The 23,311-nt window shown below is 59.8% G+C and carries 23 protein-coding genes; 6 read left to right on the top strand and 17 right to left on the bottom strand.

Annotated features, from left to right (window positions below):
• Positions 1-34 precede the first annotated feature (34 nt).
• From ACFSAG_RS07755 to lptF, 3 genes are read right to left on the bottom strand one after another with little or no spacing between them, the layout of a single operon-like run.
• Positions 35-1,579 carry a lipopolysaccharide biosynthesis protein gene (locus ACFSAG_RS07755; RefSeq protein WP_381513170.1) on the bottom strand — a complete coding sequence of 515 codons (1,545 nt, stop codon included), beginning with the start codon at positions 1,577-1,579 and terminating at the stop codon, positions 35-37.
• Positions 1,579-2,673, bottom strand: coding sequence for an LPS export ABC transporter permease LptG (gene lptG, locus ACFSAG_RS07750; protein WP_381513167.1), 1,095 nt, complete (start codon positions 2,671-2,673; stop codon positions 1,579-1,581). The genes ACFSAG_RS07755 and lptG overlap by 1 nt, the downstream gene beginning before the upstream one ends.
• A gap of 3 nt (positions 2,674-2,676) precedes the next feature.
• The gene (gene lptF / locus ACFSAG_RS07745; RefSeq protein ID WP_381513165.1) at positions 2,677-3,897 is read right to left on the bottom strand and encodes an LPS export ABC transporter permease LptF; all 1,221 of its coding nucleotides are present in this window, start codon (positions 3,895-3,897) and stop codon (positions 2,677-2,679) included.
• A gap of 121 nt (positions 3,898-4,018) precedes the next feature.
• On the opposite strand from lptF, the gene ACFSAG_RS07740 reads away from it, so the two are divergent.
• The 3 genes from ACFSAG_RS07740 to ACFSAG_RS07730 are packed head-to-tail and all read left to right on the top strand — an operon-like array spanning position 4,019 to position 6,382.
• Positions 4,019-4,495: a DUF2141 domain-containing protein gene (locus ACFSAG_RS07740; protein ID WP_381513163.1), complete on the top strand. Its 477-nt coding sequence runs from the start codon at positions 4,019-4,021 to the stop codon at positions 4,493-4,495.
• 16 nt (positions 4,496-4,511) lie between these two features.
• Positions 4,512-5,480: a diacylglycerol/lipid kinase family protein gene (locus ACFSAG_RS07735; RefSeq protein ID WP_374612117.1), complete on the top strand. Its 969-nt coding sequence runs from the start codon at positions 4,512-4,514 to the stop codon at positions 5,478-5,480.
• A gap of 41 nt (positions 5,481-5,521) precedes the next feature.
• Entirely contained in the window at positions 5,522-6,382 is an 861-nt protein-coding gene (locus ACFSAG_RS07730; RefSeq protein ID WP_381513161.1) for a hypothetical protein, read from the top strand.
• Here the strand turns inward: ACFSAG_RS07730 and purU are convergent.
• The 10 genes from purU to ACFSAG_RS07680 form a co-directional block, all read right to left on the bottom strand.
• Entirely contained in the window at positions 6,379-7,239 is an 861-nt protein-coding gene (gene purU / locus ACFSAG_RS07725) for a formyltetrahydrofolate deformylase (RefSeq protein ID WP_374612115.1), read from the bottom strand. The two genes, ACFSAG_RS07730 and purU, sit on opposite strands and share 4 nt — an antisense overlap.
• A gap of 9 nt (positions 7,240-7,248) precedes the next feature.
• Positions 7,249-8,448: a serine palmitoyltransferase gene (gene spt, locus ACFSAG_RS07720; RefSeq protein ID WP_381513156.1), complete on the bottom strand. Its 1,200-nt coding sequence runs from the start codon at positions 8,446-8,448 to the stop codon at positions 7,249-7,251.
• A 1-nt stretch (position 8,449) separates the two neighbouring features.
• On the bottom strand, positions 8,450-8,692 hold the full coding sequence (locus ACFSAG_RS07715; RefSeq protein WP_374612113.1) for an acyl carrier protein: 243 nt from the start codon (positions 8,690-8,692) through the stop codon (positions 8,450-8,452).
• Positions 8,693-8,768: 76 nt separating this feature from the next.
• A complete protein-coding gene (locus tag ACFSAG_RS07710) occupies positions 8,769-9,689 on the bottom strand; it encodes an NAD-dependent epimerase/dehydratase family protein (RefSeq protein WP_381513151.1) in 921 nt (306 codons plus the stop codon).
• Positions 9,689-10,807: a glutamate 5-kinase gene (gene proB / locus ACFSAG_RS07705; RefSeq protein ID WP_381513148.1), complete on the bottom strand. Its 1,119-nt coding sequence runs from the start codon at positions 10,805-10,807 to the stop codon at positions 9,689-9,691. The genes ACFSAG_RS07710 and proB overlap by 1 nt, the downstream gene beginning before the upstream one ends.
• Positions 10,792-11,838 (bottom strand): GTPase ObgE, encoded by a 1,047-nt coding sequence (gene obgE, locus ACFSAG_RS07700; RefSeq protein ID WP_381513145.1) that lies wholly within the window; start codon positions 11,836-11,838, stop codon positions 10,792-10,794. The genes proB and obgE overlap by 16 nt, the downstream gene beginning before the upstream one ends.
• A gap of 81 nt (positions 11,839-11,919) precedes the next feature.
• Positions 11,920-12,288, bottom strand: a complete 369-nt coding sequence (locus ACFSAG_RS07695; RefSeq protein ID WP_374612109.1) for a VOC family protein — start codon at positions 12,286-12,288, stop codon at positions 11,920-11,922.
• Positions 12,289-12,341: 53 nt separating this feature from the next.
• On the bottom strand, positions 12,342-13,253 hold the full coding sequence (yghU, locus tag ACFSAG_RS07690) for a glutathione-dependent disulfide-bond oxidoreductase (protein ID WP_381513142.1): 912 nt from the start codon (positions 13,251-13,253) through the stop codon (positions 12,342-12,344).
• 89 nt (positions 13,254-13,342) lie between these two features.
• Complete coding sequence (locus tag ACFSAG_RS07685) at positions 13,343-14,176, bottom strand: TauD/TfdA dioxygenase family protein (RefSeq protein ID WP_381513140.1); 834 nt, start codon at positions 14,174-14,176, stop codon at positions 13,343-13,345.
• 62 nt (positions 14,177-14,238) lie between these two features.
• Positions 14,239-16,047, bottom strand: a complete 1,809-nt coding sequence (locus tag ACFSAG_RS07680) for an aminopeptidase P family protein (RefSeq protein WP_381513138.1) — start codon at positions 16,045-16,047, stop codon at positions 14,239-14,241.
• Positions 16,048-16,186: 139 nt separating this feature from the next.
• On the opposite strand from ACFSAG_RS07680, the gene ACFSAG_RS07675 reads away from it, so the two are divergent.
• Together ACFSAG_RS07675 and ACFSAG_RS07670 are read left to right on the top strand one after the other, a co-directional pair.
• A complete protein-coding gene (locus ACFSAG_RS07675; RefSeq protein ID WP_381513329.1) occupies positions 16,187-18,268 on the top strand; it encodes a S9 family peptidase in 2,082 nt (693 codons plus the stop codon).
• On the top strand, positions 18,265-18,666 hold the full coding sequence (locus ACFSAG_RS07670) for an acyl-CoA thioesterase (RefSeq protein ID WP_374612105.1): 402 nt from the start codon (positions 18,265-18,267) through the stop codon (positions 18,664-18,666). The genes ACFSAG_RS07675 and ACFSAG_RS07670 overlap by 4 nt, the downstream gene beginning before the upstream one ends.
• Here the strand turns inward: ACFSAG_RS07670 and ACFSAG_RS07665 are convergent.
• Genes ACFSAG_RS07665 through ACFSAG_RS07655 form a run of 3 tightly spaced genes read right to left on the bottom strand, consistent with a single transcriptional unit; the run spans position 18,658 to position 20,332 of the window.
• Positions 18,658-19,251, bottom strand: a complete 594-nt coding sequence (locus ACFSAG_RS07665; RefSeq protein ID WP_381513136.1) for a CDP-alcohol phosphatidyltransferase family protein — start codon at positions 19,249-19,251, stop codon at positions 18,658-18,660. The two genes, ACFSAG_RS07670 and ACFSAG_RS07665, sit on opposite strands and share 9 nt — an antisense overlap.
• A gap of 8 nt (positions 19,252-19,259) precedes the next feature.
• A complete protein-coding gene (locus ACFSAG_RS07660) occupies positions 19,260-19,805 on the bottom strand; it encodes a YceD family protein (RefSeq protein WP_381513133.1) in 546 nt (181 codons plus the stop codon).
• On the bottom strand, positions 19,799-20,332 hold the full coding sequence (locus ACFSAG_RS07655) for a ubiquinol-cytochrome C chaperone family protein (RefSeq protein WP_381513130.1): 534 nt from the start codon (positions 20,330-20,332) through the stop codon (positions 19,799-19,801). The genes ACFSAG_RS07660 and ACFSAG_RS07655 overlap by 7 nt, the downstream gene beginning before the upstream one ends.
• A gap of 130 nt (positions 20,333-20,462) precedes the next feature.
• Between ACFSAG_RS07655 and ACFSAG_RS07650 the strand changes: the two genes are divergently transcribed.
• Positions 20,463-20,951, top strand: coding sequence for an outer membrane protein assembly factor BamE (locus ACFSAG_RS07650; RefSeq protein ID WP_381513128.1), 489 nt, complete (start codon positions 20,463-20,465; stop codon positions 20,949-20,951).
• A 6-nt stretch (positions 20,952-20,957) separates the two neighbouring features.
• On the opposite strand, the gene ACFSAG_RS07645 is transcribed toward ACFSAG_RS07650, so the two are convergent.
• A complete protein-coding gene (locus ACFSAG_RS07645) occupies positions 20,958-23,222 on the bottom strand; it encodes an NADP-dependent malic enzyme (protein WP_374612100.1) in 2,265 nt (754 codons plus the stop codon).
• Positions 23,223-23,311 lie beyond the last annotated feature (89 nt).

Raw genomic sequence — 23,311 nt, 5'->3', positions numbered from 1 at the left:
CTTATGCGGCGCACAGGCGCGAAGAGCAACCCGGTTACAGCCGCAATCTCACGGCCAATTTGCCCAGCCCCTGCTTGTCTTCATCAAGCAAGCCCCATTTGAGCGCCAACCACAATGTCGGCCAGAAAAGCGCGAAAAGGGAGAGTGCGCGGATGCGCTGGCCAAAGGGGTCAAGCAATTCTCCAATGCCCCAAAGCAGCGCGATACACGCCACAGCAGCAAACAGCGCGCGCAAGAAACCATGCCCGAAGGGGGACACCCTGTCCGCCACATAGAGTTCAACTATCGCGAGCAAGGCGGTCAACACGACCGCGGCGGATACGGCTATAGCCATGCCGGTCGCGCCCATTTCGGGAACCAACCAGATACCGAGGGCAAGCCAGATGGCCAGCCCAGCAAGGCTGTTCGCCAGTGGCAGGCCGCGATGCCCGATCATCTCGATAATGGGGGTGGCTGGGCCAAGTGCAGCTTCTGCCGCCCTTGCAGCCAAAAGGATGATAAGCACCATCAAGGCCGCCTCTGCACCCGGCGCGAACGCGGTCAACAGGTCGGCAGCTATCAGGATCAGGAAGCCGGCGAGCGGCACCGCCAGCAACAAGGAAAGATGGGTGGAGAAGCTGTAGAGCGGGGCGATCTCCTTGCGATCGACCGCCGCCTGTGCGGAAGCCAAGGGCGCGAGCACGTAGAGGAAGGATTGCCGCACGATGAGCGGGATCGATGCAATCTTGCGTGCAATCCCGAAAAGGCCTGCCGCGGTTGCGCCGCCCGCGCCGGGGATCATGGCGTTGAGCAATATCGGTGGCAGATCGTTATAGGCACGGCGGGCGAGCGCCGGGGGCAGCATCGCCATGCCGGTGGCCAACGTTTCCGCGCGCAGCGATGCGGGCAAGGGCGCCCGCAGCAGCAATGCTGTATCGAAATAGCGCGCCAGCAACTTCCAGCTCAACCACGCGGTCAGCGCAAGCGACAACAAATGCCCGAACAGCAGCCCTTCAAAGCCGGTACCGGCGAGGAAAAAGCCCGCTGCAAAGATCAACCGGGCGACCTGCTCCCAGAAAATACGAAGGCGAATTTCGGGGCCAAAGGCGCGCATCGCACGGGCGGCCGCCGTCGCAGTTTCGATGAAGATCCAGAGCGGGAGGCTCCAGGCGAAAATGGCAATGGCCTGCGGGAGTTTTGCCGCGTCGCCGGGCGCGCTCGCCACCCAGCTGGCAAGGAGCGGTGCGGATAGCGAAATCGCAACCGCCGCAACAACCCCCAAACCCGTACTGACAATCAAGGCAAAGCGGACTGCACCATGCTGTTCTTCGCGGCTGTAGCTCGACGGGACAATCCGCTGCAACGCCTGACCCAAGGCAAGATCGAGCAGGTTGGCAAGGATGTTCACCGCCGCCCATAGCACGACATAGACGCCATAGCCGGTCAGCCCGAACATCCATGTATAGGCGGGTTGGGAAATAACCTCGATCAGCGCGCCGAGCCGCGCGACCGCAGCCAGCCCCGCACCCTTGGCGACATCCTTGCGATCGATGGTCTGCGCCTGCGCGCCGACCAGCGCTTCTTCCTGCGGCCCGCTCATTATTCTTCGGTGCGGATCAGCACCGTCTCACCAATCAGCAGGAACAGCAGGAACGGCGCCCACGCCGCGATAAATGGCGGGTAGGCCCCCAAATTGCCCATAGCGAGTGCAAAATTATCAGCCACAAAATAGGCAAAGCCCAATGCCATGCCGATTACAGCACGCAAGAAAAGGGCGCCCGATCGCGCCAGACCGAAAGCAGCAACCGCGCCAAGCAAGGGCATGAGAAGCGCCGAGAGCGGGCCGGAAATCTTGTGCCACAATATGCCTTCGAGCGTGTCGGTGCGCCGGCCGGCAGCTTTCAAATCGTCGATTGCACGGCTCAATGGGATGAAAGCCAGCGCATCACCATCCACTTTGAGGCGATTGAACCGTTCGGGTTCGATACCACGGCCAACGGTAATGTCCGGCAGTTTCTGCTGCTCGGCCTTGGCAACATCGAAGACGCTGACTCCCTCCAGCTTCCATGCGCCATCCTGCAGGCTGCCTTTTTCCGCACGGATCACGCGTTTCAAACTGCCTTCATTGCGCTGGTACACCCGCACATCCTGAAGGAGTGTCGCAGCACCTTTGCCTGATACGGTGCGCACCTGAACAAGATCGCGGCCTTCACGCACCCAGACATTGGTCCGCACGCCATCGTCGACAGGAACAGGGCCATATTCGACATCCTGCCAAACCTTGAGCTTGGCCGTGGCAGGCGCGACCACCGTATCGTTGAACGCGAAGGAAATGCCCGCCACCAACAGGCTGGCAGCCAGCATAGGGGCGAGTATCTGGTGCGCCGAAAGCCCCGCCGCCTTCATGGCAATGACCTCGCTGTTCTGGCTCAGCGTGGCGAAGGTTATCAGCGTTGCCAGCAAGACGGAAAAGGGCAGGAACCGCGCAATGATCTGCGGTGCACGCATCCCGACATAGCGCCACAGGTCTGCCTCGCTATTGCCCGCGACCGAGAGGATCTTGCCGCTTTCACCCAAAAGGTCGAGCGTCTGGAGCACCAGCACCAGCATCAGCAAAACGGCAAAGGTGCGCACCAGGAACAGCCGCGCCATGTACCAGCCAATCTGCCGCGAAGGGAAGAATTGCAGCCGCATCGCCTAAGCCTCCTGCACCAGAAGACGCGATTTTCGGCGGCCGAAACGGAAGAATTTCTTGATCGTCTTGCCGGCCTTGGCGGCGAATACCTCCAGCGCGCCAATGGGTTGCCCGCCGGGCTTGTGCGCGATCACGTGGTACATCCACAATATCAGCGCGGAAAAGGCAATAAAGGGAACCCACAAAGCAATCACCGGGTGGACGGTGCCCAATGCCCCCATCGACTCCGCATATTCGTTTATCTTGTGATAGGTCACCACCATCACGATCGACAGGAAGACCCCCAGCGCCGAAGTCGAGCGCTTGGGCGGAATGGCCAGTGCCAGCGCAAGCAAGGGCAGGAGTAGCATCATCGCCACTTCGACCATGCGGAAATTGAGGTTAGCCCATGCCGCATTGCGTTCGCTCTTGGGCCGCTCGACATCGCTTCCAACCTTGACCAGTTCGTTGAGCGTATATTCGCGATCCTTGCCACCGCGCCCTCGAAATTGTTCGATCTGCGGCAAGTCGATCGGGACGTCATGGTTGGAGAAACTGAGGACGCGCGGATTGCGGTAATTGGGTGCATCATGCACCAAAGTACCGTTGGTCAATCGCAGGATGATCGTGTCCGGATCGTCAGTGCGCAGGAACTGGCCTTTTTCGGCGGTCACCGAAATCGACTGGCCCTTCTTGTTTTCCGCGAAAACAAACAGTCCGGACAAATCATTGCCCTTGTTGCGGCTCTCCTCGATCCGCATCGTCAGATTGTCGCCAAGATTGTTGAACTCTCCGACCTTGATCGACGCCCCCAAGGCGCCCGAGCGCAGGTCGAAACGCAGCTCTTCATAAAGGTAGCGCGACGTGGGTTGCACCCAGCCAACGATCGCGAAATTCACCAGCGCGAGCCCAATCGCAAACAGGTAGGGCACGCGCAACAGCCGCCAATAGCTTTGGCCGACAGCGCGGAAAATGTCGATTTCAGAAGTGGTTGCGAGCTTTCGAAAGGCAAGCAAGATGCCCAGAAGCAGTCCGATCGGGATCCCGAGCGACATATATTCGGGGATGAGGTTTGCCAGCATGCGCCAGACCACGCTGACCGGGCCGCCCTCTGCTGCGACGAAGTCGAAAAGCCGCAGCATCTTGTCGAGCAGCAGCAGCATCGCGGCAATCACCAGCGTTCCAATCAAGGGAAGCGTGACGAGCCTTGCAATATAGCGGTCGGTGGCAGTCAAAAATTTCAACTTGTGGTCGCCCTGTCACCCTATTTTGGCCGCAAATCGTTCCGATATACCTGATCAAGATCAGGAGCAATATCGTTGGTCGCAATTCGACCAGCGCAAATGGTACGGAGTTGTAACAGCAATGGCACGTTTCATTGCCGGCATCGCAGCCGCCGCCGCGCTCGCCATGACGGGTACGGCTTCGGCCGGAAGCGTAATTTCTAATGATATGAGCCGCTGCAGCGCCGGTGAAGGGCCTGCAGTGAAAGTAGTTGTGCAGGGTATCAAAAGCTCAACCGGCAAGCTGCGGGTGCAGACCTATCCTGCAACCAAAGCCGCATGGCTCGCCAAGGGCCGCTGGCTGCAGCGCATCGAATCGGGTGCCCGCGCTGGCACGATGAGCTTTTGCCTGCCTGTCGGCACCGCCGGCAATTATGCGGTCGCCGTCCGCCATGACAAGAATGGCAACGGCAGCACCGACATTTCGTCGGATGGTGGCGGTTTCTCGAATAACCCTTCGATCAGCGTGCTCAACCTGGGCAAGCCATCGGTCGGAAAGGTCAGCTTTTACGTTGGTTCCGGTGTCACCACCGTCACCATCAACATGAAGTATATGTAAGGAAATCGGGGGCAATTTGGCACTAGTCGCGCTTCTTTCCAATCCGCACTCGACCGGCAACAAGAGCCTGTTGCCGCAAGTGCGGAGCTATTGCGCGAAGAACCCCGACATCTTCCATTATGAAGTCGAAGAGGTTGGCCAGATTGCCCGCGCCCTCGAAATGATCGCGCGCGTCAAACCCAAAGTCCTTGTCGTCAATGGCGGCGATGGCACGGTGCAGGCGGCGTTGACCGAGCTTTACCATGGCGGACATTTCAAGGGTACGCCGCCGCCGGTGGCGGTGCTGCCCAATGGCAAGACGAACCTGATTGCCCTTGATCTCGGTGCAAGCGGCGATCCTCTGCAGGCGTTGGCCGAAATATTGGAACTGGCGAAGGGCGATTTATCCGGCCATGTCGTCGCGCGCGAGTTGATTGCTCTATCGGAAGGCAATGAAAATGCCCGCCCGGTGATAGGCATGTTCCTAGGCGGTGCCTATCTGGCAGAGACGATTCTCTATTGCCGGAACAAGATCTATCCGCTCGGCCTGCCGAACGGGATCAGCCATGTTATTGCCGCATTTGCCGCCATATTCTCTGTGCTGTTCGGGCTGAAGGCAGATTTCCTGCCGCGGCGTTCGGAGGCTATCCGCATTTCTTTGATCCGTGATGGCGAACTCAAGGGCCGCTTCTCGGTGCTGATCGTCACCACGCTGGAAAAGCTTTTGCTGGGCGGCCGGGTGCGGACCGAAGGCAGCGGCCATCTGAAGCTGATGGCGGTCGACCATCGCCCATGGGTGCTGGTGCGGATGATCGTTGCATCGCTTGCAGGGCGGCTTGGAAAGCGGCGGATGGAGGGGATCCACATCAGCAATGGCGATATCATCCGCATTGATGGCGGTCGCAGCAATGTGATCCTCGACGGTGAGGTGTTCGAAGCCGACAGCGACCGGCCAATCGTTCTCCGCTCAACCCCGCCAGTGCCTTTCCTCAAGCTCGCCGCCTGAGGGCAATCGCCTTTCGCCGGAAAAGCCGCTAGGCGCATCGTATGTCCCAGATTGCTGAACTTGTTGCCGAAGAGCTGGCGCAGCCGGTCGACCCGCTTGTGCGCGCCATGGCTGCGGCGCTGGCGGCCAAATATCCCGGCGCTGCACGGGCGATCCTGTTCTACGGAAGCTGCCTGCGCGAAAGCCAGCTTGATGGGCTGATGCTCGATTTCTACCTGATCGTTTCGGACTATGAAACCGCCTATGGCGAAGGCTGGCTGGCCCGCGCCAATCGCCTGATCCCGCCCAACGTCTTTCCTTTTGAACATGACGGGCTGATGGCCAAATATGCAGTTCTCAGCGAGGCGGACTTCCATCGCCTGAATGGGCAGGAAACACGCAATGTCTCGGTTTGGGCGCGATTTGCCCAGCCCGCCCGCTTGGTCTGGCACGCCGATGATGTTGCGCAGGAAACAGCGGTCGCGTCCGTATCGCGAGCGGCGCCAACACTACTGGCCGCAGCCGGGGCGGTTGACGGCGAAGCGCCGCTCGACTGGTGGCGGCGCGCTTTCGCCCTTACTTATTCGGTCGAGTTGCGCGCCGAGCGCAAAAGCCGATCGAACTCGGTGGTCGATGCCGATCCTTCGCGTTACGAACGATTTAGCGGCCCCGCGATAGCGGCTATTCCGTCGAACGCGATCAGTGGGAATTGGTCACGGCGCCGCTTAGAAGGAAAGCTGCTGTCAGTCGCGCGTCTGGCCAAGGCCGCCTTCACCTATTCCGGCGGGATCGATTACCTCGCGTGGAAAATCAACCGCCACGCTGGCACCCAGATCGAGATCAAGCCATGGCAGCGCAAATGGCCACTGCTCGCGGCGCTGGTGCTGGTTCCCAAATTGCTCGCCAAGGGCGCGGTGCGTTAACTGCGGAACACCACTGTTCGACTGCCATTGAGCAGCACCCGGTCTTCCAGATGATCACGAACCGCCGAGGCCAAGACACGGCTTTCGATATCGCGGCCTTTTGCCACCAGATCTTCCGCCGTGTCAGCATGGCTGACGGCCTCGACATCTTGAGCAATGATCGGGCCTTCGTCGAGGTCGGCGGTCACATAATGGGCCGTCGCGCCGATCATCTTCACCCCGCGCGCATGCGCCTGATGATAGGGTTTTGCGCCTTTGAAGCCGGGGAGGAAGCTGTGATGGATGTTGATGCAACGGCCTGAAAGGAAGGCAGCAAAATCATCCGACAGTATCTGCATATAGCGCGCGAGAACAACCAGTTCGGCTCCGGATTCGGCAATCAATGCCTTTATGGCAGCTTCCTGCGCAGGCTTGGTTTCGGGCGAAATCGGGAAATGATGCCAGGGAATATCGCCCGCCAATGAGGGCTTGGAAGGATCGCGCGGATGGTTGGAGGCGATGGCGACCACATCCATTTTCAACTCGCCCACGCGCACACGATAAAGCAGGTCTTCGAGGCAATGGTCGAATTTCGAGACCATCAGCAACACCTTGCGCGGTGTATCGGCATCCCGAATCTGCCACCGCATTGCCAGACGTTCAGCCAGCGGTGCAAAGCCCGCTTTCAGCCCTTCGGCATCAGGCGCGCCGGGCAGTGCCTCAAACACAACCCGCATGAAAAATTGTGTGTTCTCGCGATCGTTGAATTGCTGCGATTCCAGGATATTGCAGCCATGGTTGGCAAGGAAGCCGGAAACAGCCGCGACCAACCCCGGCGCATCAGGGCAGGATAAGGTCAGAGTGTAGCGCGTCGCCATCAACAGGATTTAGATGATGCTGACAGCTTTACCGGCGCGTTCAAAGCGGCCGAGAATGTCCTGAACCTGATCGCTTGTATGCTCGGCGCAAAGCGAACAACGCAGCAACGTCATGCCAGCCGGCGTTGCAGGGGGGCGGGCAAGGTTGACGTAAAGCCCTTCCTTGAGCAGCGCCTCCCACATCATCGCGCCGCGTTCGAGATCGGGCATGATAACTGCGATGATCGCCGATTGGGGCTCGTCCGTACCGAGCTGGAAACCCAGGTCACGCAGTCCCTTGTGCAGCGTCTTGGAATTTTCCCAGAGATGCGCGCGCTTGTTGCTGCCATGCATCAGCTTGCGCACCGATGCTGCGCTCGATGCCATCACGCTCGGCGGCAGGGCGGCGGTGAAGACATAAGGACGGCATACAAGGCGCAGGATTTCGAACTTCGGATGGTTCGAAACGCAGAAGCCGCCAACCGTGCCTACGCTTTTTGAAAAGGTGCCGATGATGAAATCGACATCATCGATGCAGCCCTGCTCCTCGGCGACGCCGCGGCCATGCTGCCCGATAAAGCCCATCGAATGCGCCTCGTCGACCAGCACCATCGCGCCATTTTCCTTGGAAATGCGAACCATTTCCTTGAGCGGCGCAACATCGCCCATCATCGAATAGACGCCCTCCAGCACCACCAGCTTGCCTGCTTCGGCAGGCAGGCGCTTCAGGCGCTTTTCGAGCGCTTCGATATCATTGTGGCGGAAGGGAACGATTTCGGCATCGCCCATCTTGCAGCCATCATAGATCGAGGCATGACTGTCGATATCGAGGATGATATAGTCGCCCTTGCCTGCAATTGTCGAAATGATGCCGAGATTGGCCTGGTAGCCGGTTGAAAAGACCATTGCATGGTCCATGTCGTAAAATTCGCGCAGCGCCGCTTCGACATCCTTGTGCGGATCAAAGGTGCCGTTGAGAACTCGGCTGCCGGTCGTGCCTGCGCCGAAATCGTCATACGCCTGCTTGCCGGCCGCGATGACATCCTCGTCGAATGTCATGCCCATATAATTATAGGTGCCGAGCAGGATCGTCTCGCGCCCGTTGCAGATCGCGACGGTCGGCGAGAGCACCTTTTCCATCACCAGGCTGAACGGATCGGTGACCCCGGTCGAAAGCAGCGCCGCGCGCTGTTCGATGAGCGGATCGAATTTGGAAAAAAGGTCGGTCATATCAGTCCGTCAGCTTGATCACCGCATCGACCAGCTGGCCGACATTCTCGATCTCGGCCTGCATGTTCATGGTGATGACAATGTCGAATGTGTCCTCCACCTCGGCGACAAAATCCATGACGGTCAGGCTGTCCCATTCGAGATCGCCGGCAAAGGTGGTTGTATCGCTCAGCTCGACGCCCTTCTTGTTGAACGGCTCAATCAGGCCTTTGAGCTTGTCTAACATTTCGCTGCGGTCGGTCATCTGTCTTCCCTAACTATTATCTGTCGCGCCATTGCCAGCCGAATAAGGCGGCAAAAGGGCGATTTATGGCCAACGCCTATAACCAACCTTGCGCCTTATACCAGAGCGCGGTTGTTTTGAGGCCTTCCACAGTGTCGATCTTTGGTTTCCAAAGCGAAGCAGGCGGAACTTTTGTGCGATCGATGACCCAATCAGGATGGCTCATATAGCTTGCCCTGTCAGGGGTCAGCTTGGCGTTGGCACCACGTACCAACCGGTCGCCCCAAGCTGCGGCAAATAGCAGCGGGCGCGGCGCAGAAATCGTTGCGATACTGCGATCCAACGCTGATCCGATGGCCCTTGCGAAATGGCGATGCTCCCACCCTTCTGCTCGGCCATCATCCGCTTCCAAAAGTCGTGAGGCGACATCGTCACGCTGCGGCAACAGCGAAACAAGCAACCGTGCAAGATCGTCGACATGGATCCACGAACTGCGCCCCTCCGGAGGCAGCAGACAGAATCCCATCGCTGCCATCTTGAACATTTCGAGCACTTCAGTGTCACCTGGGCCATAAACGCCAGGCGGGCGCATTATCGTCCAGTCGAATGGACTTGCGGTCACCAACTCCTCCGCACGTGCCTTGCTCGCGCCATAGGCCGAGAGTTGTGGTTCACGCGCGGAAAGCGACGAAACATGCACGAAGCGTTTGATCCCGGCATTTTCGGCGGCAGCCAACAGGTTCGCGGTTCCCGTCACATTACCGGCCTCGAATCCTGCCGGATCGGGTGCATTTACGACACCGGCGATGTGCAGCACGCAATCGGCACCGGTGCAAAGTTCAACGAGACTGTCCGGCCTGTCGAGCGCGCCTTCGACCCATTCGACATCTGATTGGCTTTGTTGGCTGCGGCGGGTGAGGGCGCGCACCTGCCAACCCGCCTCTTGCAACTTGGCGAGCGTGGCACCGCCCACAAATCCGGTCGCTCCGGTCAGGGCAACGACGCCCCCCGTTGCCATCAGAGCAGCACCATCTGGTCGCGATGGACCAGCACCTGGCGCGGGACGGCACCCAATATGCCTTCAAGCTCGCCGGAGCGCTTGCCACAGATCAAAGTAGCATCGCCGGCATCATATTCGGAAAGCCCTCGCGCCAGCGTCTCTCCATCGATGGAGACAATATCGATGACATCGCCGCGCCGGAATTCGCCTTGCACGGCAGTGGCGCCCGCCGGGAGCAAGCTTGCCCCACCGCGCAGGGCCTTGGCCGCGCCATTATCGACCGTTATCCGGCCCTTGACCGACAAGCGGCCACCGATCCAGCCTTTGCGCGCGCTGCCGCCTTCGCGCGGTGCGAACCAAGTATAAGACGCGCCATTATCCAACGCAGCCAGCGGATTGGCGCGCAAGCCCGATGCGATCGCGAGCCCGATGCCCGCGCGCGTCGCGATGTCTGCCGCGTCGAGTTTTGAAGCCATGCCGCCCGAACCCATGCCCGACGAGGAATCTCCGCTCACCATGATACGGATGCGGCCGTCAACCTTGGCGACCTCAGGAACCAACTGCGCCTCGGGATCGCGCGGATCGCGATCGTACAAGCCATCGACATCCGACAGTAGCACCACACCGTTGGCACCAGCGGCTTGGCCAACGCGTGCCGCCAGCCGGTCATTATCGCCAAAGCGGATTTCCTCGGTAGCAACGCTGTCATTCTCGTTGATCACCGGTACGGCCCCTGCGCCGAGCAGGCGATCGAGCGTTGCGGTGATGTTCAGATAGCGGCGGCGGTCTTCAAGATCGTCGAGCGTCACCAGCATCTGCGCTGCCGTCAGCCCCTGTTCGGCCAAAAGCTCCGCCCATATGCCTGAAAGCAGGATCTGTCCGACCGAGGCCGAGGCCTGTGCATCCGCGAGGCTCGCCCGACCACCCTTTTCGAAGCCCAAACGCCGTGCACCCAATGCAATGGCACCCGAGCTGACCACCACGATCTTTTGCCCGGCCTTGTGCCGCTCGGCGACATCCGCAACCAACGTCTGCAACCAATCACGGCGCACCGCGCCGTCCTTTTCGACGAGCAGCGAAGAGCCAACCTTGACGACGAGCAAGGGGCAGGTGCCTGGGTTCAAATGGGCGACCATCCGCCTTCCTCATCATCCCCGCGCGACGTTTCGACGCTGCTTTTTTCGGGCAGTTCCGCAATCACCCGATCGAGAACCCTGTCGACACCTTCACCGGTTGCGCCCGATATCGGGATAACCTCTTTAGCGCCTGCTGCCTCAAGCTGCTGGGCAATATCGGCCATCAACTCCTCGTCGAGGAGATCGCCCTTGTTGAGAGCAACGATCTGGGGTTTTTCATCGAGCCCTGCACCATAAGCGGCAAGTTCATCACACACAGTGTGCCATGCCTCTACCGGATCATCGCCAGTCGCGTCGATCAAGTGGATCAGGATACGACAGCGTTCGATATGGCCGAGGAAGCGATCGCCAATTCCCGCGCCTTCGGCGGCACCTGCGATCAGACCCGGAATGTCGGCAAGGACGAATTCGCGCCCCTTGTGGCTGACCACGCCGAGTTGCGGGCGCGTGGTGGTGAAGGCGTAGGCCCCGACTTTCGCCTTGGTGTTGGTCACCTGATTGATGAAGGTCGATTTTCCGGCATTGGGAAGGCCAACGAGCCCGGCGTCGGCGAGCAATTTGAGCCGGAGCCAGACCCACATTTCCTCGCCATCCTCACCCGGTTGGTGCTGGCGCGGTGCGCGGTTGGTACTGGTTTTGTAGCTCGCATTGCCGCGACCACCCATCCCGCCTTTGAGGAAGGTGATACGCTGCCCCACTTGTGTCAGGTCGGCCAGAAGCGTGCGTTCATCATCATCGGCAAGGATTTGCGTGCCGACCGGCACTTTGATCACAAGGTCTTCACCGCCCGCGCCATAACGATCACGCCCGGCGCCCGGCGTCCCGCGCGGTGCCTTGAAATGCTGGGTATAGCGGAAATCGATCAGCGTGTTGAGGCCAGCAACGGCTTCGAAAATGATGTCGCCACCCTTTCCGCCATTGCCGCCATCAGGGCCGCCATATTCGATGTATTTTTCGCGGCGAAAGCTGACAGCCCCGGGGCCACCGGCACCGGAGCGGACATAGATTTTCGCCTGATCTAGGAAATGCATGGCCCGCCCTTAGGCGAGAGCGCCGCATTTTACCAGCCTTGGCCCGATTTGATTGTGACGCGCAGGCCAAGGCCTGCCGCATCACATGATAAAAGCGTTCAGCTTGTTACCATCGGGATCGCGGAAATAGCCGGCGTAGAAACCGCCATCGCCGCGCGGTCCCGGCGGGCCTTCGCAGGTGCCGCCATTGGCGAGTGCGATTTCGTAAAGCCGATCGACCTGTTCCTTGTCCTTGGCTTCAAGCGCCACCATGACGCCATTGCCAACCGTCGCAGGATTGCCGTCAAAAGGCTTGGTCAGGCCGATACCCGCCGCACCGCCAGGCTTGCCCCAGGCAATGAAGCCGTCAAACTCCATCATTCGCGGCGTATCGAGCTCTGCCGCAATGGCGTCATAAAATTTGGCGGCACGGGCCAGGTCGTTGGTGCCCAAAGTCACATAACCGATCATCGAATCATCTCCTCCACACAGATAGGAACATTATGCGAACATTTGACGGAAGGTCAATCCTTCTTGGGAGGCCACTCCCCGGCAGCGGTCAGCTTTTCGATGGTGCGCGTTTCGAAGTCGCTCGCATCGTGGCGCTCGGGCAGGCAGGTGGCGGGATCGCCCATCACGCGGTTGACCATCCGCCCACGTTGTGCCGCAGGGCGCGCGGCAATCTGCTTCGTCCAGCGCTGGACATTCTTGTAGCTGGCGACATCCAGAAACTCGCCCGCTTCATAGACCAGCCCCATGGCGAGCGCGCCATACCAGGGCCAGATTGCGATATCGGCGATCGAATATTCGTCGCCCGCCATAAATTCGCGCTCCGCTAGATTACGGTCGAGCACGTCCATTTGCCGCTTCACCTCCATCGCAAAGCGATCGATGCAATATTCGATCTTGAACGGCGCATAGGCGTAGAAATGGCCGAAACCGCCGCCCAGATAGGGCGCGCTGCCCATCTGCCAGAACAGCCAGCTGATCGCTTCGGTACGCTTCGCAGGATCGGTGGGCAGGAAGGCGCCGAATTTCTCGGCGAGGTAAAGCAGGATCGCACCTGATTCGAACACACGCTGCGGCGCGGGGCCCGAACGATCGACCAGTGCCGGTATCTTGGAATTGGGGTTGGCATCGACAAAGCCCGAACCGAACTGGTCACCGCTGCCGATATTGATCAGCCAGGCATCATATTCGGCGCCGCTATGGCCAAGCGCGAGCAACTCCTCTAGCAGCACCGTCACCTTCACCCCATTGGGCGTGCCTAGCGAATAAAGCTGCAACGGGTGCTTTCCGACCGGCAGTTCCTTGTCATGCGTTGCCCCGGCAATGGGCCGGTTGATATTGGCAAAGCGCCCGCCGCTTTCGGTGTTCCACTCCCACACCTTTGCTGGCGTGTATTCGGACAGGGTCTGGTTCTGCGTTTCGGGCATCAGGCGCTCCTCAATTGGGTTGTTCTTTGCAACCGGTATAACGCGTGTCAGGGCTTTGGGTAGGAGTATTGAAGCGAAGGAATTGCGGTTTACGCCGCCGCTATGGTCGTCCGGTGCAGCAGGCGGTGGTGGCCATCATAACCACCCGTCGCGGCGTGCAACACCGATCGGTTATCCCACATCAGCAGCATCCCCGGCTGCCATTTGTGACGATATTGGAACGCCTCCTGCCCCTGATATTGATAGAGTTCGATCAGCAGCGGCAGCGCCTCTTCATCATCCATGCCTTCAAAGCCGATGATATAGCCAAAGCAACTGAACAGCCCCAGCCGACCGGTTTCGGGATGCGCGCGGATATAGGGGTGGAGCTGCGTCGCCTCGGCATCCTTTGACGGGCGAATATCCATCGAACGCTTGGCCTTATCGCCCTCACCATAAAAGCCATCGGGAGCGTAAGCGCGCTTGGCCGAATGGATCGCCATCCGCCCCTCGACCCGCTTACGCAACGCATAGGGCATCGCATCGAGCGCCGCATGCTGGTTGGCAAACAAAGTGTCACCCCCAACCGGCGGGATTTTTATCCCATAAAGGCAGGTGCCCGCCGGTGGGCGCGCCTGAAAGCTCCAATCGCTGTGCCAATTCTCCGCAAAGAGCGGCGAGGTTTCGTCGGCGAGCCGCTCGACCGCGATCACATGCTTGCGCCCCGGCACCGGCGCGATGAAGGGATCATCGCCAAAGCTACCAAAATGCAGCGTGAAGCGCTCCAGATCGTCGTCGGTCAAATCCTGATCGGGAAAGGCAAGCACATGATGTTCGAGCCACGCCGCGCGGATCGCACCGACCAGATCGCCGGACAAGGGCTGGCGCAGGTCAACGCCGGAAACGGTCGCGCCGCATGCCTGGCCGGATGGGGTTATCTGCATAGGGGCCTCTCCTGTTGGGGGGAGGCTAGTTTGTGGGGGCGGTTTGTCAATCTTGGGGGGAATCAACCCCGCCCCAGCGGCACACACGCCTCCTCGAGCCAAGCCTTGGCCTCACCCTCCAATTGCGGGCCGACAATTTCCAGCACGCGGGCGTGGTATTCATCCCACCAGCGCAGCTCGTCGCGGGTCAGCAAGTCGGTATCGACCAATGCCTTATCGATCGGTGCCCAGGTGAGGTTTTCGAAGCCATAATAGGTGCCCTCTGCACCCTCGATCTGTCGTTCCTCGACCAGCACCAGATTTTCGATGCGGATGCCATAGGCGCCGGTCTTGTAATAGCCGGGCTCGTTGGAGAGGAACATGCCGGGGAGGAGGACTTCGCCTGTCCCTGCCTGCCCACCTGCCGATTTGGCGATACGCTGTGGCCCTTCATGGACCGAGAGGAAAGCGCCGACGCCGTGGCCGGTGCCATGCGCATAATCGACGCCAGCCTGCCACAGATATTGCCGTGCGAGTGCGTCGAGCTGACTGCCTGCAGTGCCTTCAGGGAAGACCGCGCGGGCGAGCGCGATATGGCCCTTGAGCACGCGAGTGTAGCGATCCTTCATCTCGGCAGTGGGCTCACCGGGGCCAACCCAAACGGTGCGGGTGACGTCGGTGGTGCCATCGAGATACTGCCCGCCGCTGTCGACCAGATAGATGCTGCCCGGTTCGATCCGTCGGTTCGATTGTTCATCGACCCTGTAATGCGGCAGCGCGGCATTGGGACCGGCGGCTGAGATGGTGTCGAAGCTCAAGTCGCGCAGCTTACCAGTCGCCTCGCGGAAGCTTTGCAGCTTGGCCGCGGCACTCAATTCGGTCTCACCGCCTTTGGGAGCCTCGATGCTCAGCCAGTGGAGGAAGCGGGTGAGCGCAGCGCCATCGCGTGCTTGCGCGGCGCGGTGGCCAGCCTGTTCGACCGGATTTTTCTGCGCGCGCGGGATGACGGTCGGATCGCGCAACTGGACGATTTCGGCTCCGCCCGAAGCGAGTTTTTCGAAAATCGCCGCAACTGCCCGTTCGGGATCAACCGCGATACGCTTGCCCTGCATCGCTTCCAGCGCCGGGGCGAAGGCGGTGCGCGGGTGCAGGCGCACGGCATTGCCCAGATGCTGGCGAACCTCGTCGGTCACCTTGTCAGGCTCGACATAGAAATCGGCGGTGCCATCATCGTTGATGACGGCAAAGGACAACGCGACCGGAGTGCGCGATACGTCGCTACCGCGAATATTGAACGCCCAGGCGACGCTATCGAGCGCGGAGAGGATAGCGCCATCCAGCTTACGCTCGATCAACCATTCGGCGATTGCGGCGCGCTTTTCGGCACTGCCTTTGCCGGTATATTCATCGCCCAGCACGATCAGCTTGGCATTGGAAGGATCGGGGCGACCGGCCCAAACCTTGTCGATCGGGTTTTCGCCGACCGCAACGAGCTCCGCGCCGACCGAAGCGAGCGCCTTCGCGGCTGCATCTGCCCAGCCCTTGGTATGCACCCATGGATCATAACCGATCCGCGCGCCCTGCTTGGCATTGGATTTCAGCCAGTCAGCAACACTGGTTTGCGGAACCTGCTGGTACTGCCACAATTTGCCATCGACCTGCTCGCGCACCTGGATGGTATAGCGCCCGTCGACGAAAATCGCGGCTTCCTCTGAAAGCACCGCCGCTGTCCCCGCCGATCCGCCGAAACCGGTGAGCCAGGCAAGCCGCTGCGCATACTCGCCGATATACTCGCTCATATGCTCGTCGCAGATCGGAATGACGAAACCGTCGAGCCGATCGGACTTCAACTGTTCGCGCAAGGCTGCGAGGCGGGCTTCATAGGTGGACATGGCTGCTTCCTGAATCTAATTATCCTCCCCATATAGTGAGGACATCGCCCTTATGAAACTGCTCCTGAAACTTGGAACCTCGATCGCCCTTTGCATCAGCGCCGCACCAGCGCTGGCAGACGATACAAAGAAAGACAGCATGACCGCCAAGACCGAAACCGCCATCCAGCCCCCGATCGCCGAAAAGCGCCCGCACAGATATACCGTGCACGGCGTGACGATTACCGATGAATATCACTGGCTGCGCGACCAAGGCTATCCGAAGATCGAGAATAAGGAGATCCTCGCGCATCTCGAGGCCGAAAACGCCTATTTCGAAGCGCAAATGAAACCGCAGGAAAAGCTGGTTGAGACGATCTTTCAGGAGATGAAGGGGCGGATCAAGGAAGACGATTCATCAGTCCCGCAAAAGGATGGCGATTATATCTATTGGTCGAAATTCGACGAGGGCGCGCAATATCGCAAGCATTACCGCAAGCCGGTAAAGGGCGGTGCGGACCAGCTGATCCTCGATGAAAACAAGCTCGCCGAGGGCAAGGATTATTTCCGGCTTGGCGCTGCCGAGATCAGCCCCGATGGCAAGCTGCTCGCTTATGCCTATGACGATAATGGTTCGGAACGATTTGACCTCCATATCCGCAACCTCGAAACCGGCGAGGAGTTGAAGGACATCATCCCCGGCACGCTTTCGAGCATAGTCTGGACCAAGGACAGCAAGGGCCTTGTCTATGGCCTCGCCAACGAAAATTGGCGCACCGACAACGCTTATTATCACCGCCTTGGCGATGATCCGAAAAAGGCTAAGCTGCTCTACAAGGAGGATGATATCGGCTTTGGCGTGGGCGTCGGGCTGACTGCGCAGGAAGACTGGATCATCATCGCCACCGGCGACAATGTGACCAGCGAAGTGCGGCTGGTGCCTGCAGACAATCCTGCTGCCGAGCCGATCCTTGTCGCGCCACGCAAGGTTGGCCGCGAATATAGCGTCGATGTCCGCGACGGCACGCTCTACATCCTGACCAATGACGACCATGTGAATTTCCGCGTCGCCACCGCGAGCCTTAAGGCTCCGGGTGAATGGACCACGCTAATAGCGGGATCGGACCGGCATTATTTGACCGGGGTTTCGCTGTTCAAGGATTTCTTCGTCACCGAAGGCCGGATCGACGGGCTCGACCAGGTTGAAGTGCGTCGCTACAACAGCCCGACTAAGGCCGAGCCGATCAAATTTGCCGAGGCAAGCTACACCGCCGGGCTGGGCGACAACCCCGAATATGACGTGAGCAAATTGCGCCTCGATTATGAATCGATGGTCACGCCCGACACGGTGTTCGACTATACTGTTGCCACCGGCGCATTCGAGACGCTGAAGGTGCAGGAAATCCCGTCAGGCTATGATGCCAGCCAGTACCAGACCGAGCGGGTGATGATCACCGCACGCGACGGCACCAAGGTTCCGGTGTCGATCCTTTACAAGAAAGGCTTCAAGAAAGATGGCAGCCAGCCGCTGCATCTCTATGCCTACGGTGCCTATGGCTATGCGATGCCGCCGGGCTTCTCGGCCAACCGGCTGAGCTATGTCGACCGCGGCTTTGCCTATGCAATCGCACATATCCGCGGCGGGGATGATCTCGGATACCAATGGTATCTCGATGGCAAGCTGACCAAGCGCACCAACACCTTCAACGACTTTGTCGATGCCGGAAAGGCGCTGATCGAGATGGGTTACACCTCGAAAGGCAAGCTGACCGCGAGCGGCGGCTCAGCGGGTGGCGAGTTGATGGGCGCAGTGCTCAACCAGGCTCCCGAAATTTTCGGTGCGGTCGTCAGCCATGTCGCCTTTGTCGATGTGCTCAACACCATGCTCGACGAGACTTTGCCACTGACCCCCGGCGAATGGCCCGAATGGGGCAATCCGATCACCGACAAGGCGGCGTTCGACTATATCCGCAGCTATTCGCCCTACGATAATGTCGAGGCAAAGGCCTATCCGCCGATGCTGTGGACCGCCGGCCTCAACGACCCTCGCGTGACCTATTGGGAACCCGCCAAGATGGTCGCCAAGCTGCGTGCGATGAAGACCGACGACAATGTGTTGCTGCTCAAGACCAATATGGGCGCAGGACATGGTGGCAAATCGGGCCGGTTTGACCGGCTGCGCGAAAATGCCGAGGAAGCGGCGTTCCTGGTGTGGCAATTGGGGTTGGCTGACGCAAAGTGAGCCAGCCCTTTACCCGCGATTTCACGGCCAGTCCCGAAGACATTGACGAACTGGGCCATGTGAACAATGCCGTCTGGGTGCGCTGGATTCAGGATATGGCGACCGCGCATTGGTCGGCCACCGCCGCGCGCGAACATGTCGATGCCTTTATCTGGGTCGTGACCCGGCACGAAATCGATTATCGCGGCAATGTGGCGCTGGGTGAGACCGTGACGGGGCGTACATGGATCGAAAAGCCACCACGCGGCGCGACCTTTGATCGGCGGGTCGAGTTTGTGAACGACTCGGGCAAGGTGATTGTCAGCGCAAATACGACATGGGCCATGCTCGATCGTGCAACTGGGCGGCTGATGCGGGTGCCGATGGAGGTCGCCGCACCCTTCCTTGGCTTAGCCTAACAGCCGCCGCGCCTGCCAAAGCCTTTGCAGCACCGTCACACCGCATAACGCCGCGAACAACAGCGCCAATTGCGGAAACAGTGCGGGAAACAGGCACATCGCCACGAAAAAGGCGATTGTTTCACCACCCTCCATCAGCCCGGAAGAATAAGTGAAGGCCTTGACCCCATGGCCGAGATCGCGCCCGGCCATGATCGCCGCAAGTGCCAGGAAGCTGACGGCGGTGAGGATGAAGCTGGCAGTGAGGATCAGCGCCGAAAGCTCATTGGCGGGTGCGGCAAAAGCAAAGCCCAAGGGCACGGCGATGTAGAAGAGATAATCGCACAGGCTGTCGAGATAGCCGCCCCAGGCAGTCGGCCCGCGAAGCCTTGCGACTGCGCCATCGAGTCCATCGAGCACCCGATTGGCGAGCAGCAGCGCCAAGGCCAGCAGCCAGTTCTGCGCGAGCAATGCATAAAAGAGCGGGATCACCAACGCCGCCCCGGCAAGCGTTATTGCATTCGCCCCAACCCCGCTGCGCACCACCAGTGAAGCGATCCGGTTCAACGGTAGATCGATCAGCTTACGCAGGCGGGCGTCGAACAATGCGGTCCCTATTTCTTTTCAAGCTTTTCCTTGAGCGCGGCCAGTGCCCCAAAGGGCCCTGCCTCGCTCTCGTCTTTCACACCAGCCGCTTTGAGCGCGGCATCGGCATTGGGGCTGCGCGGGAATGGATCGAGCGCAAGCGCGAAACTTTCCGCGACGGCTTCGCCGAGGTCGATGGCACGGCCATCATGGAACAATGTGTCGCAATCATCGGCATCGAGTTCGACTTCGACTTCGGCTTCGGCGTCATATCCGGTCTCGGCAACGAAGCGGATTCGAAAGCTATCTTCGATTGAGGCGGGCACAGGCTCCCCGCTCGCGACGCAAGCCAGCTGCGCCGTGCCGCGCAATGTTCCTTCTGCAAGATAGCCTGCGCCATCCGGTTGAAGCGAGACATCTGCCTCAAGCAGATCGAGCGAAATCAAACCAAAGCGCCTTGCGAGCGCCGCGCGTTCCTTTTCATCGGCAGCGATATGGCGGGGCTTGGTTGCTGCTCCAATTTCCGACAACGGGATGGCGCGGCTGAACTCGGGGGTTGCAGGCGGGCTTACCATCTGGTGTGTCCTGCAACGATTTCCGCGGCATCACACCCGGCGAGCGCCGCTGACGCCTTGCGCAATCCTTCCGCGACATGGGCGAGTTGGGCTTCGGTCGGCACAACATCACCGTATAGATTTCGGGTGAGTGCGTCGCGCAAGAGATTTGGCGCTGCGCCGTCGGCCAGTGCCTCCCGAAACGCTCCAAGCCGGCCGCCAAAGGCCCCCAACAGCTTGCCAATACGTTTGCCGACAATCATGTCGCCAACGCCGATTTCGCGCAGCTGCGCGTCCATATCGTCAACGAAAATCTCGGTCAGGAAAGCCATGGCTTGGGCGTGTTCTGGTTCCTTCTCCAACCGGATCAGCACCAGCGACAGCGCTGCCGAAACCATTTCGAACCGGCCATTGACGCTATCGGGAACGCCGCCTTCCAGATACCAATGCGGTTGGCGGGCGTGGGCGACAACCTGTTCGTAGAGCGGGCGCAATGCCTCACGCGGGTCAGGCTGGGGCGTTCCAAACAGGCGACGTAACAACGACACGACGATCAATATGCTCCGATTTTGGCGGCGGCGATCAAACGCTCATCCGCTGTTCATTTCGTGATGGATATTGCCATTGCTGCCCAAGGATGCAATGGCAATGCCGCTTAAAGACTTAAAAGGCCAAAACATGCCGAAGACCCGAATTGCGACCGCACTGAAAATTACCGCACTGGTTGGTACCGCCATGCTGGCGCAGGGATGCACCCAGTTTCGCGCGCATCAGGGCTATATCGGTGACAGCGTGCTGATCTCATCGGTCCAGGCCGGCGTCGACAACAAGGATTCGGTGCAGGGCACACTCGGCCGCCCGACCTTTGTCGGCCAGTTCAGCCCCAATGACTGGTATTATTTCGCCCGCGATACAAAGCAGTTGGCATTCCGCAATCCGCGCCCGACCGCGCAAACCATCCTGCACATCCAGTTCGACAATGCGGGTAACGTCGTTGCGGTCAACCAGCGTGGTCTCGAAAATGTTGTGCAGCTGAGCCCCGAAGGCGACAAGACGCCGACGCTTGGCCGCGAAACCAGCTTCTTCGAAGAGCTGTTCGGCAATATCGGTGCCGTGGGTGCACCGGGCGCTGGCGCTGGTCAGGGCAGCTCTGGCGGCCGCCCCTAAGACGATTTACTGCGCGACGCCGGCCGAGGCCAGCACCGCGAGCGCAACGATTTCCGACGCGTTTGACGACATGGTTGCAATCTGCACCGGCTTCTCCATGCCCACCAGCATCGGCCCGATCACCTGATCGCCGCCCAGTTCGCGGAGCAGCTTGGCCGAAAGGTTGGCCGACTGTAATCCCGGCATCACCAGAACGTTAGCGGGGCCTGAGAGGCGGCAGAAGGGATAGTTTTTCATCAGCGCGGGATTGAGCGCGACGTCGGGTGCCATTTCGCCTTCATATTCGAACGCAACCTTGCGCTGATCGAGGATCGAAACCGCCTCACGGATATTGCCCAGCCAGTTACCCGCCGGATTGCCGAATGTGGAGTAGGACAGGAAGGCAACGCGCGGCACATGACCCATGCGGCGTGCAACCTGTGCGGTCTGTTCGGCGATATAGGCAAGTTCTTCAGCACTTGGCCGTTCGTTCACCGTTGTGTCCGCCATGAAAACGGTGTGCGTCTTGCCCACAAGAACGTGGATACCAAAGGGAATCTCGCCCTTTTTCGAATCGAGCACGCGGCGCAGTTCGCGCATCGTTTGCGCAAAGGTGCGGGTGATACCGGTGATCATCGCATCCCCCTGATCCAAGGCGAGCATCAGCGCGCCGAAGATGTTGCGATCGCGGTTCACCATGCGCTGGATATCACGGCGCAGATAGCCACGGCGCTGCAAGCGCGCATAGAGACGGTCAACCATCGCGGGGACCAGCGGGCTCGATACGCTGTTGTGAATCTCATAGCTCTCGGGGTCGGCGACACCCATGGCCTGCAATTTCTCCAGCACGGTCGCGTCGCGGCCAACGAGCACGGGGGTGCCATAGCCATCCTGACGGAACTGGACGGCCGCACGCAGCACGACATCTTCCTCGGCCTCGGCAAAAATCACGCGTTTGGGCGCATTGCGTGCGGCGGTATAAACCTGCGCCATGACCGAGGTGGTCGGGTTCTGGCGCGCGCGCAGCGAAGCCCGATAGGCATCCATGTCGGCAATCGGTTTTTGCGCGACGCCGCTGTCCATCGCCGCCTTGGCCACTGCCGAAGAAACTACCTCGATCAGGCGCGGATCGAACGGTGCGGGAATGATATAGTCGCGGCCAAAGCTTTGCGTGGCGCCGCCATAGGCCGCAGCAACATCCTCATGCACCGTCTCACGCGCCAATTCGGCAATCGCATTGGCGGCAGCAATCTTCATCTCTTCGTTGATCGTGGTCGCACGCACATCGAGCGCACCGCGGAAGATGAAGGGAAAGCCGAGGACGTTGTTGACCTGGTTGGGATAATCCGACCGTCCGGTTGCAACAATTGCGTCGGGCCGTGCCTCCAACGCATCGGGCGGGATGATTTCGGGATCGGGGTTAGCCATGGCAAAGATGATCGGCTGATCCGCCATCGATTTCACCATGTCCTTCGATACTGCCCCTGCGACCGAAAGACCAAGGAACACGTCGGCACCTTTCATGGCTTCGGCAAGCGTGCGGCACTGGGTGGGCACGGCATGCGCCGATTTCCACTGATCCATGCCTTCGGTGCGACCTTGGTAGATCACGCCCTTGGAATCGCACATGATCACATTGTCGTGGCGAACGCCCATGGCCTTGATCAGTTCGGTGCAGGCGATCGCCGCCGCACCAGCGCCGTTGCAGACGACTTTCACATCCTGAATCTTGCGGCCTGTCAGCAGGCACGCGTTGATCAGTCCGGCGGCGGAAATGATCGCCGTGCCATGCTGGTCATCATGAAAGACCGGAATGTTCATCCGCTCGCGCAGCGTTTGCTCGATGATGAAGCATTCGGGCGCCTTGATGTCTTCAAGGTTGATACCGCCAAAGCTAGGCTCGAGCAGTTCGACGCAATCGATGAAGCGATCGACATCCTCGGTCTTCACTTCGATATCGATCGAGTCGACGTCGGCGAAGCGTTTGAAGAGCACGGCCTTGCCCTCCATAACCGGTTTCGATGCCAGTGCGCCCAGATTGCCCATTCCCAGGATGGCTGTGCCGTTGGAAATCACCGCGACCAGATTGCCTTTTGCAGTATAATCATAAGCGGTTGCCGGATCGTCAGCGATCGCCTGAACCGGAACGGCAACGCCCGGCGAATAAGCGAGGCTCAGGTCACGCTGCGTCGCCATCGGCTTCGAGGCAATGATCTCTATCTTGCCGGGACGTCCCTGTGCATGGAATTGCAATGCCTCACGGGCGGTAAAAGGGACGTCGCTGTCGCTCATAGTCTGATTTGCCTTGTTTTACGTACTCAGGCTTGCCCTAGCGGCAAGCATGGCACGCGCGCAAGTCCGCATGCTCGAAACCCCGCGTA

It is taken from the genome of Sphingorhabdus buctiana (assembly GCF_042680825.1).
In the GTDB taxonomy this organism is placed as follows: domain Bacteria; phylum Pseudomonadota; class Alphaproteobacteria; order Sphingomonadales; family Sphingomonadaceae; genus Sphingorhabdus_B; species Sphingorhabdus_B buctiana.
Note: the sequence above shows the minus strand (reverse complement) of the source record. Positions and strands in the feature narration are given on the sequence as shown.

What these genes read in the sequence shown, in the direction of transcription:
- ACFSAG_RS07755 (WP_381513170.1), bottom strand. Translation starts at nt 1,579, where the DNA reads ATGAGCGGGCCGCAGGAAGAAGCGCTGGTCGGCGCGCAGGCGCAGACC.
- lptG (WP_381513167.1), bottom strand. Translation starts at nt 2,673, where the DNA reads ATGCGGCTGCAATTCTTCCCTTCGCGGCAGATTGGCTGGTACATGGCG.
- ACFSAG_RS07740 (WP_381513163.1), top strand. Translation starts at nt 4,019, where the DNA reads ATGGCACGTTTCATTGCCGGCATCGCAGCCGCCGCCGCGCTCGCCATG.
- ACFSAG_RS07730 (WP_381513161.1), top strand. Translation starts at nt 5,522, where the DNA reads ATGTCCCAGATTGCTGAACTTGTTGCCGAAGAGCTGGCGCAGCCGGTC.
- purU (WP_374612115.1), bottom strand. Translation starts at nt 7,239, where the DNA reads ATGGCGACGCGCTACACTCTGACCTTATCCTGCCCTGATGCGCCGGGG.
- spt (WP_381513156.1), bottom strand. Translation starts at nt 8,448, where the DNA reads ATGACCGACCTTTTTTCCAAATTCGATCCGCTCATCGAACAGCGCGCG.
- ACFSAG_RS07715 (WP_374612113.1), bottom strand. Translation starts at nt 8,692, where the DNA reads ATGACCGACCGCAGCGAAATGTTAGACAAGCTCAAAGGCCTGATTGAG.
- ACFSAG_RS07710 (WP_381513151.1), bottom strand. Translation starts at nt 9,689, where the DNA reads ATGGCAACGGGGGGCGTCGTTGCCCTGACCGGAGCGACCGGATTTGTG.
- proB (WP_381513148.1), bottom strand. Translation starts at nt 10,807, where the DNA reads ATGGTCGCCCATTTGAACCCAGGCACCTGCCCCTTGCTCGTCGTCAAG.
- obgE (WP_381513145.1), bottom strand. Translation starts at nt 11,838, where the DNA reads ATGCATTTCCTAGATCAGGCGAAAATCTATGTCCGCTCCGGTGCCGGT.
- ACFSAG_RS07695 (WP_374612109.1), bottom strand. Translation starts at nt 12,288, where the DNA reads ATGATCGGTTATGTGACTTTGGGCACCAACGACCTGGCCCGTGCCGCC.
- yghU (WP_381513142.1), bottom strand. Translation starts at nt 13,253, where the DNA reads ATGCCCGAAACGCAGAACCAGACCCTGTCCGAATACACGCCAGCAAAG.
- ACFSAG_RS07685 (WP_381513140.1), bottom strand. Translation starts at nt 14,176, where the DNA reads ATGCAGATAACCCCATCCGGCCAGGCATGCGGCGCGACCGTTTCCGGC.
- ACFSAG_RS07680 (WP_381513138.1), bottom strand. Translation starts at nt 16,047, where the DNA reads ATGTCCACCTATGAAGCCCGCCTCGCAGCCTTGCGCGAACAGTTGAAG.
- ACFSAG_RS07675 (WP_381513329.1), top strand. Translation starts at nt 16,187, where the DNA reads ATGACCGCCAAGACCGAAACCGCCATCCAGCCCCCGATCGCCGAAAAG.
- ACFSAG_RS07660 (WP_381513133.1), bottom strand. Translation starts at nt 19,805, where the DNA reads ATGGTAAGCCCGCCTGCAACCCCCGAGTTCAGCCGCGCCATCCCGTTG.
- ACFSAG_RS07650 (WP_381513128.1), top strand. Translation starts at nt 20,463, where the DNA reads ATGCCGAAGACCCGAATTGCGACCGCACTGAAAATTACCGCACTGGTT.
- ACFSAG_RS07645 (WP_374612100.1), bottom strand. Translation starts at nt 23,222, where the DNA reads ATGAGCGACAGCGACGTCCCTTTTACCGCCCGTGAGGCATTGCAATTC.